The 11,634-nt window shown below is 61.3% G+C and carries 10 protein-coding genes and 4 tRNA genes; 13 read left to right on the plus strand and 1 reads right to left on the minus strand.

Annotated features, from left to right (window positions below; genetic code table 11):
* Nucleotides 1-378: 378 nt before the first annotated feature.
* Nucleotides 379-762, minus strand: coding sequence for a cytochrome c (locus tag HZA03_06065; GenBank protein MBI5637520.1), 384 nt, complete (start codon nucleotides 760-762; stop codon nucleotides 379-381).
* A gap of 34 nt (nucleotides 763-796) precedes the next feature.
* On the opposite strand from HZA03_06065, the gene HZA03_06070 reads away from it, so the two are divergent.
* From HZA03_06070 to HZA03_06130, 13 genes are all read left to right on the plus strand, one after another.
* Nucleotides 797-1,072, plus strand: coding sequence for a hypothetical protein (locus tag HZA03_06070; GenBank protein MBI5637521.1), 276 nt, complete (start codon nucleotides 797-799; stop codon nucleotides 1,070-1,072).
* A gap of 27 nt (nucleotides 1,073-1,099) precedes the next feature.
* A complete protein-coding gene (locus HZA03_06075) occupies nucleotides 1,100-3,460 on the plus strand; it encodes a DNA translocase FtsK 4TM domain-containing protein (protein ID MBI5637522.1) in 2,361 nt (786 codons plus the stop codon).
* Between the two features lie 243 nt (nucleotides 3,461-3,703).
* Complete coding sequence (locus HZA03_06080) at nucleotides 3,704-5,578, plus strand: polysaccharide biosynthesis protein (GenBank protein MBI5637523.1); 1,875 nt, start codon at nucleotides 3,704-3,706, stop codon at nucleotides 5,576-5,578.
* A gap of 124 nt (nucleotides 5,579-5,702) precedes the next feature.
* Complete coding sequence (locus HZA03_06085) at nucleotides 5,703-6,881, plus strand: hypothetical protein (GenBank protein ID MBI5637524.1); 1,179 nt, start codon at nucleotides 5,703-5,705, stop codon at nucleotides 6,879-6,881.
* A 5-nt stretch (nucleotides 6,882-6,886) separates the two neighbouring features.
* Nucleotides 6,887-8,059 carry a hypothetical protein gene (locus HZA03_06090; protein ID MBI5637525.1) on the plus strand — a complete coding sequence of 391 codons (1,173 nt, stop codon included), beginning with the start codon at nucleotides 6,887-6,889 and terminating at the stop codon, nucleotides 8,057-8,059.
* Nucleotides 8,056-8,814 (plus strand): WecB/TagA/CpsF family glycosyltransferase, encoded by a 759-nt coding sequence (locus tag HZA03_06095; GenBank protein ID MBI5637526.1) that lies wholly within the window; start codon nucleotides 8,056-8,058, stop codon nucleotides 8,812-8,814. The genes HZA03_06090 and HZA03_06095 overlap by 4 nt, the downstream gene beginning before the upstream one ends.
* Nucleotides 8,811-10,127 carry a glycosyltransferase family 39 protein gene (locus HZA03_06100; protein MBI5637527.1) on the plus strand — a complete coding sequence of 439 codons (1,317 nt, stop codon included), beginning with the start codon at nucleotides 8,811-8,813 and terminating at the stop codon, nucleotides 10,125-10,127. Before HZA03_06095 ends, HZA03_06100 begins: the two co-directional genes overlap by 4 nt.
* Nucleotides 10,120-10,920, plus strand: a complete 801-nt coding sequence (locus tag HZA03_06105; protein ID MBI5637528.1) for a hypothetical protein — start codon at nucleotides 10,120-10,122, stop codon at nucleotides 10,918-10,920. The genes HZA03_06100 and HZA03_06105 overlap by 8 nt, the downstream gene beginning before the upstream one ends.
* Nucleotides 10,921-11,055: 135 nt before the next feature.
* Nucleotides 11,056-11,131 (plus strand) — tRNA-Thr (locus tag HZA03_06110).
* A 45-nt stretch (nucleotides 11,132-11,176) separates the two neighbouring features.
* A tRNA-Tyr gene (locus HZA03_06115) sits at nucleotides 11,177-11,262 on the plus strand.
* A gap of 12 nt (nucleotides 11,263-11,274) precedes the next feature.
* A tRNA-Gly gene (locus HZA03_06120) sits at nucleotides 11,275-11,350 on the plus strand.
* Nucleotides 11,351-11,385: 35 nt separating this feature from the next.
* Nucleotides 11,386-11,460: transfer RNA gene (locus HZA03_06125), tRNA-Thr, on the plus strand.
* Nucleotides 11,461-11,516: 56 nt separating this feature from the next.
* The coding region (locus tag HZA03_06130; GenBank protein MBI5637529.1) for an elongation factor Tu at nucleotides 11,517-11,634 on the plus strand (118 nt) is incomplete at its 3' end.

Below are 11,634 nucleotides of genomic sequence, written 5' to 3' on the forward strand. Positions count from 1 at the left end.
ACCGGGGAAACTTATCTACCAAACATGGTCCCAGCCATTAGGTGCGACACAGTTTTCCCCGGTTTCCACTTAATGAAATTCTACGATTTCCAAGATACAAGGTGCGACACTCTTGTCGCACAATCGGCCCGGCGGGCCGATGCTTGACAGGTTAGCCCGTTCTTGTGTGGCATTGGCGCGGAGCGGCAAGAGAGTGTCATGCCTTGCGGCATGATGTACACAATAAATTGTGTGCCCACCAAGAAAGTTTTGATATACAGGTCAAGCGACCGTTCCACGGCTTGGGCGATGAATAAAAGAATCGGCTGATAATAATTGCCCCGGTCGGCCTGTTCCAAGTTCTTGCCGCTGGCCCGGCGCCATTTTCCGGGAAGGCCGCTATGTGGTGTATTTGCAGTTACAGAGTTTGCGGATATATTTTACCAGCCCCTGTATTTCCTCTTTTTTCAGGAATTTTTTATGCGCTGGCATGCCCGAATCAAAGCCGGTGGCCTCCCCCCCTTCGCTGATAGTCTTGAAGAGAAGCTCATCGGTGCGTGTGCTCATTATCCGCGCATCGGTGTGATCGTTTGGCCGAACGGGCATATCATGCGCCATCATCCCATTTCCCTTGCCTTCCCTTCCGTGGCAGGAGCTGCAATAATGCCAGTAGTTGTTTTCTTCGGTGTGCAGATCGTCGCTTTTGGTGCAGGCTTGGCCCGCAACAAGAACGGCAACAAAAAGCGTCAGCTTCCCAATCAAGCGCCAAAAACCTTTTTCCACGATCATTCCCTCCCTGTGGGCTCAACTTATCATCTTGGGCGCGGTGCCGCCAAATGGCGCGGACGGATTCAAGCTGCGTGAAGTGATCAATTCCGCAAAATATCACCCCCGTTTTTGCTGTCGCGGTCAAGCGGTGCCGGGCAAATTGGAAGTAATGACGCATCCGCGGAATTTGGCGTATTTTGAAGTGTTTGGCGCCGCTGGCGTTTCAGCACGAAATGAAGGAAGGTTTGGCGCGAAAACCGTCACCGCCGGTTATTTCGTAACAATTTCGTCCATTTCCCTTTTCAAAAGAGGACGGCGCGCGTAAAATACGGCGATGGGTTTTATACGGGATATGGCCGGGAAGCGGCACGTGCGCGAGGGGTTCGGCGTTGGCCTCATCGCGTTTGCGCTGCTTGCCGTTATCAGCCTCGTTTCCTACAGCGTGAACGATCCCTCTTTTTCCCATGCGGTGAGCGGGGGCGGCGCGGTGCAAAACGCCGCGGGGGTCATCGGCGCGTACCTCTCCGATTCGCTGGTGCAGATGTTCGGCGCGGCGGTCTACGCCATCCCGGTCTTCTGCCTCGCGCTCGGCATCATGATGTTTTGGGAAAACGCCAAGGTCTTTGCCCTCTCCCTCATAGCCGGGGGGATGCTCTTCTTCGTCTCGTTCTGCTCGCTGGTGAACATCATTTGGCCGCAGGATCCGATATATGCCACCGCGTACGGCGGCGGTTTTGTGGGCTATCTCTTCGCCGAGAAATTCCTCGTCGCCATCCTTGCCCGCGCGGGCGCGGGGGTGATCGCCTTCGCGCTGCTCTTCGTCGCGGCGCTGGTCACCACCCGGATGTCGTTCGGCCAGTTTTTCCGCATCACATGGGACGCATCAAAAAAAGTGTGGGATTTTGCGCGGGAAACAATTTTTCCCGCCATCGCCGCGTTGATAGCGCGTCTGCGGAAACAGCCTCAAACCGAAAAGGGCGAAGAGCCGGCCGCCGTGGATGCCCCCGAAATCGTGAAACAGCCCGCCGCCGCGCCGCCGGAGAAAACGCCGTCCGCCGAAGCGCCCAAGATCGTCAAACGCGAGCAGGAGAAACCGAAAAAGGGGTCCGAAGAGGAGTTCAAGGTGTTGCAGGCGGATTTCGGTTTCGTGCAGGAGGGGATGTATGCCCTGCCGCCGCTGTCGTACCTCGCCGACCCGAAACCTTCCGGCAAGCAGCGGAGCGAAAAGGAGATGCTCGTCAACGCGCAGATACTCACCAAAAAATTGGCCGACTTCGACATCGACGGGCGGGTGACGCAGGTGCTGCCGGGGCCGGTCATCACGCAGTACGAGTTCGAGCCGGCCCCCGGCGTGAAGGTGAGCAAGATCACCGCGCTGGCCGACGATCTGGCGATGGGGCTGCGCGCCACTTCGGTGCGCATCCTCGCGCCGGTGCCGGGGAAGGCGGTGGTCGGGGTGGAGGTGCCGAACGCGCATGTGGAGCCGGTCTACCTGAAGGACATTCTCACCGCTTCCTCCTTTACGGAATCGGAATCCAAGCTGACGATATCGCTGGGGAAGGATACCGGCGGCACGCCGGTGGCGGCCGATCTGGCAAAGATGCCGCACCTGCTGATCGCCGGTTCCACCGGGTCGGGCAAATCGGTCGGCGTGAACGCGATGATTATGTCGATTCTTTTCAAAGCGCGGCCGGACGAGGTGAATTTCATCATGGTGGATCCGAAGATGCTGGAGCTTTCCATCTATGACGGCATCCCGCATCTGATCTCGCCGGTGGTGACGAACCCGAAAAAGGCGGCCAACGCGCTGCGCTGGGCGGTGAACGAGATGGACCGCCGCTACGCGCTGCTGGCCGACAAGGGGTTCCGCAACATCACCGGCTACAACGAGTGGGCGCAGGAACAGCTTGATGAAGAGGCGAAAAAGGCCAAGCGGCGCAAGAAGGAGAAGGACGTGGAGGTGCGCGTCCAGAGGTTCGACGAGGATGGGGAGATGCTGGCGGACGTCATCGAGGAAGAAGCGCCGGTCAAGAAGCTGCCGTTCATCGTCATCATTATCGACGAACTGGCCGACCTGATGCTGGTCGCCTCGAAGGAAGTGGAAGACAGCCTGGCGCGGCTGGCGCAGATGGCCCGCGCGTCCGGCATCCACCTGATACTGGCCACGCAACGCCCCTCGGTGGACGTGCTCACCGGCCTCATCAAGGCGAACTTCCCGACGCGCCTTTCCTATCAGGTGACCAGCCGCATCGACAGCCGCACCATCCTCGATTCGATGGGGGCGGAGAAACTGCTCGGCAAAGGGGATCTGCTGTTTCTTCCCCCCGGCAGCGGCCGGTTGCAGCGCATCCACGGCCCCTTTGTGTCGGACGACGAGGTGAAGCGGGTGGTGGAATTCGTGAAGAAGCAGGGGAAGCCGCAGTTCAACGAAGAGATACTCAAGATGCAGGAAAAAGCCGACCTTCCCCCCGGAGCCGAGGACGAAGGGATGGGGGACGACGAAGAGTTTTTCGAGCAGGCGGTGGAACTGGTGGCGCTCACGCGGCAGGCGAGCATCAGCATGGTGCAGCGCCGCCTGCGGATAGGATATAACCGCGCGGCCCGCATCATCGAGACGATGGAGCAGCGCGGCATGGTGGGACCGGCCGATGGCGCGAAGCCGCGGCAGGTGCTCATTCCCGCCCCGCCGGGCAAAGAGGAACTGGGGGAATAGCATCCTCAAAGTGTCCGGTTTCCGCCGTTGTTTCGCGTGAATATTCGGGTTTTTCCAATATTTCTTTCAGAAGCGTTCCCGCCCGGCGTTCAGCGTGGTGTATTGTAACAGCGCATAATATTGGCCGGGATCGGGCGGTTTTTTGTCTTATCCCGCATATGTGATAGATTAATGGCCTATAACCGGATTCTGGCGATATTGTGGGTGGCCGTTTGACTTTATCCGGATTTTTAAGGGGAGCATGTGTTGACGATAAACCGCAATAAAATTTTCGTGGTGGCAATCGACGCGTTGCTGCTCGTGGTTTCCTATCTTCTGGCCTTTGCCTTCCGCTTTGAAAACCTGACGCCCGGCCTGTACGAATCGTTTGCAATGACGGTCTGGTTTGTGGTGCCGGTGAAGCTGGCGATATTCTCGCTTGCCGGCCTGCACAAGGGGCCGTGGCGGTTCACCGGCATTTTGGATTTGGTGAATGTGGTGCGGGCGACGGCGGCGGGGAACGTCGTGGCGGTCGCCATTGTCGCGTTCATACACGGAGTGGATTTCTCGCGCACGGTGTTCGTGCTGGATGGGGCGAACACCGTGATATTGGTGAGCCTGTTCCGCGTCGGTATCCGGATCGTTTATTCGAACCAACTGCGGCAGGGCGTGCTGCGGGAACTCATCGGGGTTGGATGGTGGGAACATGAGGACGTCAACGGCAAGCGGACGCTGATCTACGGCGCGGACGAGCGGGGCGAGATACTGTTGCGCAGCCTTCTAAGCGCGCAGGAGAGCACGCCGTACCGCGTGGTCGGCATCGTGGATGACGAGCCGGGCCGCCGGGGAACGGCAATTCACGGCATCCGGCACGTTGGAACCAGCCGCGAGCTTGACGCGGTGATCGAGGACCTTGCGGTAAGCGAGGTGATCATCGCCAACGACCCGGGCAAAGATACGGTGCAGCGGGTATTCAATGCCTGCAAGGAGCGGAAAATCCCCTGCCGGGTGGTGCCTCCGTATCTCGACCTCGTGTATCAGCGGATCGGCGCCGGGCAGTTGCGGAAAATCGACATTGACGATCTCTTGCGGCGGGATACCGTGAAGATCGATTATTCGCGGGTGGAGGAGATGCTGCGCGGCAAGCGGGTGATGGTGACCGGCGCGGCCGGCTCCATAGGACGCCAGCTCTGCCTGCAGATACTCGAATCGCAGCCCGCCGAACTTGTTTGCATTGATATCGGTGAAAATCCGCTGCACTACCTCCAACTGGATGTCCAGCAGGGGGGATTCATCACCCCGGTATTTTATTGTTGCGCCAGCGTGACGGACCGGCGGAAAATCGCCACTCTTTTCGAAAAACACAAGCCGCACCTTGTTTTCCACGCCGCGGCGCACAAGCATGTCCCGATGATGGAAATGAACGTCGATTCGGCCATCATCAACAACGTGGGGGGAACGCGCAACGTGGCGGATCTGGCGGACGAATACGGCGTGCAGACGTTCGTGTTCATCTCGACGGACAAGGCGGTGCGGTCGACCAACGTGATGGGATGGACCAAGCGGATGGGCGAGGTGTATGTGCAGTGCCGCGCGGCCACGAGCCGGACGAAGTACCTGAGCGTCCGCTTCGGCAACGTGCTGGGGAGCAATGGGAGCGTGGTTCCCATGTTCAAGGCGCAGATCGAGGCGGGGGGGCCGCTCACGGTGACGCACCCGGAGACGACGCGGTATTTCATGACGATTCCCGAGGCGGTGCTGCTGATCCTGCAAAGCGTGCTGTTGGGGGAATCGGGGAATACGATGATATTGGATATGGGCCAGCCGATAAAGATAGTCGACCTCGCGGAGGAAATGATCCGGCTGGCGGGATATGCGCCGGGAAGGGAAATCGAAATTAAATTCACCGGGTTGCGTCCCGGTGAAAAATTGCACGAAGAGCTGATGTATGGCGACGAGGAGCGTCAGGCGACCTCGCACCAGAAGATATCCCTGATCCGGCCGCGGGTGTGCGATGTAAATGACTTGGAACGGTTTATCGACGGGCTTCTGCGGCAGGCCGAAGCCGATCCGCTGGCCGCCTACGAGGCGATGAAAAAACGCCTTTCCGCCGTGGCGGGGGTGAAGGCGGGCGTCTAGCCCCGCCCCTCAAGCGGCGGGGATGGGGCGACAGTCCCGCGGCAGCGCGATGTTGGTAAAAAATTCCGCTATTGTTTTTGCCGCGCTTTTCGTCAGTTCCGCCGCATCCTTCATTTTTCAGGTTATGATGGGCAGAACCCTCGCGCTCGGCGACTTTGGGCAGTTGAGCGCCATTCTCGCCGTTCAGGGCATTTTTTCAATCCTTCCCGGCGGGATGATTCTGCTCTATGCGCGGCATGCCGCCGCGTTGCGTGCGCGGGGGGATCATGGCGCGTTGCGGACGCTGTATGACCGCTCGCTTAAGGAAGGCGCCGCCGCCGCTCTGGCGGCCACCGTTGCGGTTGCCGCCACCACGCCGTGGTGGAGCCGCTGGATGCATATCGAGTCCGCCGGGGCCGCGCTTCTGACCGCGCTGTTAATAGCGGCATTTTTCGTGCAGGCTCCGCCGCTGGCCTTTGTCCGCGGCTTGCAGCGGTTCTGGCTTTTCGCGGCGGGATTGGGGGGGGCGGGGATATTGAAGGTGGCGCTGGCCGCCGCGGTGATAGCGGCCGGCATAAACACCGTATCCAACGCGGTTGTCACGCTGATCGTCTCCACGCTGCTTTCCGCGGCGGTGCTGCATGTGGCGTTACTGCGCGGAATGGCGGACGGCGCACCGGCGGCGCACGGCCTTTCCCGCGGGGAAACCGCGGCCTTTTTGCTCAGCGCCATGGCCGGCTCGGTTTTTCCGATGATCTATCTCAACGCCGACATGATCCTCATCCGCGCCGTCATGACGGACGAGGTGTCGGGGCATTACGGGGCATTCATGGTTATGGGGAAAATGGTGCTGCAACTGGGGCAGGTGGTGGGTATCGCCCTGTTCCCCGCCGTGGTGGCGGGCGCCGCGGCGGGCGGCGGACTTTCACCGGCCATCGCCTTCCGCGGTTTTGGGCTGGTGCTGGGCGCGGGATTCTTCGCGGTGGCGGGGGCGTTTCTTTTCCCCGAATTTTTATTGCGGCTTATGCTAAAGACCAGCGATCCGGCCCTTGCCCCGTTTTTGGGATGGTATACCCTTGCCGCCGTCGCCGTTGCGCTGCTTTTTGTCGAATCCAATTACTCCCTCGCCCGCCATCGGTATGGCTACCTGATTCCCGGCGCGCTGGCCGCCGCCGCGCAGGTCGCCGGTATCATCCGCTTTTCCGGATCGCTGGAAGCGATTGTGAAATTCCAGGCGGCGCTTTTCTGGGGGGTTTTTCTGATCCGCGCGGCGCTTCTGCTGCGCGAGGTGAAAGCCATCCAGCCGGCATCTGAAGGAGCCTGACCTTCGTGCGGGACGCGGCACTGATAAAAACCATCCTCGGCCGGCTGGGGGGGATGCATTACCGCTCGTGGGATCATTATGATTTCTGGGGTTCCCCCGCCGGGATATGGCTGCGCCGCCACCGCAATGCGTTCACGCTTCCGCTTATCGGGATCGTTTATTTCGGCGACATTGTCTTTCCGGCGCTCTTCCGCCGGCGCGCCGTTCCCGCGCCGCCGCTGGAAACGATGCCGGAGATCATGCGCGCCATGGCGGTGCATTATTGGCTCACCGGCGATGGCGTGTTTGAACAGGAGCGCGAGCGCCTCCTGCGGGAGATGCTGGGGTATATGGGGAAATCGGCGCACGGCGCCGGGATGGGGCATCCCTTTGACTGGTATACCACCACCCTCATTCCCGCATACACCCCGTGCGTGCCGCTTTCGTGGAATTTCGCCGCCTATCTGCTGAAAGACTATCCGGATGGCTATCGCGGAGAACTGGAGGGGATCGGCAACTTCATCTATCACGACTGCAACGCCGTGGAAATGGATGGGGGGAAGTGCAAAGTGAGTTATACCCCGCTGGACCGCCGGTGGGTGATCAACGCGAACGCCGCCGCCTCACGCGCCCTGCGGCGGCTGGGGGAATATTGCGGCAACCCGCTTTGGACCGCGCGCGCGGAACGGCTATTGGCGTATGTGCTTGATATGCAGGAGGAGGATGGAGGGTGGTATTATTTCGAGCGCGGCAGCGTGCCGGATACGGAGAATTTCATTGATTGTTTCCACAGCGCTTTTGTGCTGGAACACTTGATGGAATGGGCCGCGGAAGGCCATGCCGGGGCCGCCCGCGCGGTGGAGCGGGGGCTTCCCTGGTTCGCCGCCGCGTTCGTGCGGGAAGACGGTTCGGCGCGCCCCTTTGCCGTCAGCCACTTGCCGGTGACGATGGTGGCGGATATCCGCGCCTGCGCCGGCGCCATCGGCTGTCTCGCCCGCGCCTCCCGCTTCGATCGCCGCTACGGAAAGATGGCGCGGGGGGTTCTCGATTATGTTTTGAATAATATGTACGATGGCGCGGGGGGATTTTACTTCCGCAAGTACCGGTTTTTCACTTCGCGGATGAACTACATCCGCTGGGGCGCGGCGCCGATGCTGGGGGCGCTGGCGGCCCTTGTGGAAGGGGAAGAAAGCCAGTGAAGGGGGTGCGGCTTTTCGGCATCGGCATCCACGCCGTCACCATGGATGGGGCGGCGGCGGCCGTTGCCCGTTTTGTCGCCGAAAAAACGCCGCGGCAGGCGGTGTTTCTCAACGCCGGAAAATTCGCCGAGATCGACCGCAATCCGGCCCTTAAGCGCGCCATCGAACAGGCCGATCTCCGCCTCGCCGACGGGCAGCCGCTGCTCTGGGCCGGCCGCCTGCTCGGCGCGCCGCTGCCGGAACGGGTGGCCGGGATCGACCTGATGCACCGGCTGCTGGCCGAAGGGAAAGGGCGCGGGTGGCGGTTTTTCTTTTTTGGCGCGTCCGCAGAGGTGCTGGAAAAGACGGTGGCGGTATGCCGCGGGCGGTATGGCATCGCCGTGGCGGGTTCCCAGCACGGCTACTACGCGCCGGAGGAAGAGGCGGCGGTGGCCGAAAAAATACGCGCCGCCGGGGCCGACATCCTTTTTGTTGCGATGGGCTCGCCGAAAAAGGAACTGTTCATGGAGCGGCATCTGCGCACGATGAACGTGCCGTTTACGATGGGAGTGGGCGGCAGCTTTGACGTGGTGGCGGGCCTGTCGCGGCGCGCACCCCGCTGGATGCGGCGGACGGGGCTTGAATGGTTCTACCGCTTCATGCAGGAGCCGGGGCGGCTCTGGCGCCGTTACTTGTTTGGCAATCTTTATTTTATCCGGCGGACCGCCGCCTGCCTTTTCCGCCGGTGTGATTGTTGCGGAGATGGCGGCCAATGAAAAACCGGGCGCTCTGGATACTGCTTGCGGCGGTGCTGGCGAAATCGCTGCTCTTCATGTTCATGGTGCCGCCGTGGCTCGGCAACGACGAGCCGAACCATTTTGCCTATGTTTACGTTCTTTCGGGGCGGGCCGATCAGCCGGCGGCCGAGGCGCGGATACTGGCGTCGCTCGCCCACAACGATTATTGGCGTCTGGCGGATATGCCCGCCCCGCCCGAAGGGGCCGCCGCGTTTGCGCAAACGTCGTTGATGCGGCACAGCGAGGATTTTATCGGCACCCGTTCGCCGCTCTATTACTGGATTGCATCCCTGCCGGTGCGGCTGTTCGCCCCCGCCACGGCGGAAGGGGCGCTCCATTGGGCGCGCGGGATGTCGGCGTTGCTCTCCCTCGCCACCGTGTTCCTCGTCTGGCGTTCCGCCGCATTGCTGTTCGGCGGCGGCGCGGCCGCATTGCTGGCCGGGGTGATCGCCGGGTTTCACCCGCAGTTCTCTTATCTATCCGCGATGGTCAATTCCGATGTGCTGGCGGTTTTATTGTTCAGCGCGGTTTTTTACTGTTGCCTCGCCATGATTGCCGCGCGGGAAATTTCCGGCGGGCGTCTGGCCGCGCTGTTTGTGTTGCTGGGGATTGCGTTGTTGGTGAAAAGACATGCCGTGATCCTTTTTCCGCTGGCGTTCGCGGCGGTGCTGATGGCGGCCCGCTCGGCCCGCGCGGCGGCGAAAGGGGGAGCGCTGTTCATCGTTGTGGCGGCGGCGGCCCTGCTTTCGCTGGAATTGGCCGCCACCGATAGCATGATCCGGCTTGCCGACCGGGTGGGTCTTTCGCTGGGGTACTCGTTCGCCGGGCCGGCCGAACTGGCGGCGCTGCCCGCCGGGATGTGGTTGCGCGGATTGGCCATTATGTTCGTCACCGGCTGGTTCACCGTCGGGCAGATGGTCTATAAGCAGAGCTTCGGGTTTTACGCGCTGTACGCCCTCTTATCCGGCGCCGTGTTTGCCGGTGTTGCGGCGGGGCTGCTTCGCTGGCGGCGGGAACCGGCGGCGCGGATGCTTGCCTTCGCGCTTCTTTTCTGCCTGCTGGTGCTGGCGATGAACATCGGCACCTTCTTTTCCCCCCGGTTTCTGCCGCTGGTATCGGGGCGCTACCTCTTTTACGCCGTCGCGCCCGCGTCGATTCTGGCCGCGTACGGCGGCATCCGGTTCCTTGAACTGGTGAAACGTTCCGCGTGGCGGCCGGCGCTGGTGTACCTGTTCCTTGCGCTCAATCTCATCGCGCTGTTCGGCTATGTGGGGCCGATTTACCATGGATAGAAAGGGAGCCTTCTTTTTCGCGGCGCTGCTGCGGTTGGCCCTTGCCGTTGCCGCTATCCTTTTGGCCGCGGCGATCCTCGATGCCGCCGCGCATACCGTTATTGGATATGCCACCGCATCGAAAGAAGCCGCATATACGGCAACGCATTTTCTTTCTCCCGCGTTGCCGGGGTGGGGCGGCCTTTTGCTGGCCCTGCTGTTGCCGCCAATGGCGGTTCTCGCCGGGCTTGCCGGGGAGGAGACGCCGGGGATGGAGCCACCCCCGGAAAGCGTTTCCGCCGCCGGGGGGGTGCCGCGCGCCGGAAGAATTCTCGCGGGCGTGGCGGCCATGCTGTGCATTGCCGCGACGCTGAAGGCCGCCGCGATGGAGCCGATGATCGCGGACGAGGGGCGTGTGGCGGGACTGGCGCGTTTCGCGGGCGGATTCAACCGGGCGCTTGCCGCCAAGGCGCGTTTTGACGAAAAGGCGTATGTGCGGGAGATGTGCGGGGCGTTGCTGGCGGACGGTCCGGCGTTCGGGCGCTTCGCCCGGTCGTGGTACTGGGCCTATTTCGCCGACGAGGGGGTGACGCGGGATTCGCGGCGCGCGGCCGCGGCGGTTGCGCTGTTGGAGCCGCTGTACCGCGGGGGGCGGCTCACCGACCCGGCGGCCTTTGAACTGGCAAAACTTTTTTCTGAAAACGGGATGGCGCAAAACGCGCGCGATGTGGTACAGTCCCTCCTTACGCGGCATCCGCTTAATGCGGACTATGCGGAGTTTGAGGCGGCGCTAGCGGCCGAGAACGAAAAGTGATGCAGGTGTTTGCGTTGCACCGCGCCTTCCGGAGGAGGGGGGGCGCAGGGTTGGCTGTGGCCTCCCCGCCGCGCAAATACTCCTTGACACCTATCAAGCTCTTTTCGTATTATCTCGGTTTACCCTTTTGGTGAGGCTGGCGTAGCTCAGCTGGTAGAGCAGCTGATTTGTAATCAGCCGGTCGGGGGTTCGATTCCCTTCGCCAGCTCCAGTTTGGATGCGGGCAAGTTGACATTGCGGAAGTTAGATGTGGACGGGAGAGGTTCCCGAGTGGTCAAAGGGAACAGACTGTAAATCTGTCGGCTCCGGCCTTCGAAGGTTCGAATCCTTCCCTCTCCACCATTGCCTGTAAGCGCGGGAATAGCTCAGTTGGTAGAGCGTCAGCCTTCCAAGCTGAGGGTCGCGGGTTCGAGTCCCGTTTCCCGCTCCAGTAAAGGCGGCGGTGTGTTGGGAATTAGAGTAAAAGCCCGCGTGGCTCAGTGGCAGAGCACGTCCTTGGTAAGGACGGGGCCATGGGTTCGATTCCCATCGCGGGCTCCATAGTATAGAGCTTCATATCCTAAGAATTTGGCTTGTGTGAGTGAAGGAGTGGGTAAATGGCGAAAGAGAAGTTTGAGCGGACAAAGCTGCACGTTAACGTCGGCACGATAGGGCATGTCGACCATGGCAAAACCACGCTGACGGCGTCGATCACGGAAGTGCTGTCGAAGAAGG

This window comes from Nitrospinota bacterium (genome assembly GCA_016217735.1).
Lineage (GTDB): Bacteria > Nitrospinota_A > UBA7883 > JACRGQ01 > JACRGQ01 > JACRGQ01.

What these genes read in the sequence shown, in the direction of transcription:
- HZA03_06105 (MBI5637528.1), top strand. Translation starts at nt 10,120, where the DNA reads ATGGATAGAAAGGGAGCCTTCTTTTTCGCGGCGCTGCTGCGGTTGGCC.
- HZA03_06085 (MBI5637524.1), top strand. Translation starts at nt 5,703, where the DNA reads ATGATGGGCAGAACCCTCGCGCTCGGCGACTTTGGGCAGTTGAGCGCC.
- HZA03_06075 (MBI5637522.1), top strand. Translation starts at nt 1,100, where the DNA reads ATGGCCGGGAAGCGGCACGTGCGCGAGGGGTTCGGCGTTGGCCTCATC.
- HZA03_06100 (MBI5637527.1), top strand. Translation starts at nt 8,811, where the DNA reads ATGAAAAACCGGGCGCTCTGGATACTGCTTGCGGCGGTGCTGGCGAAA.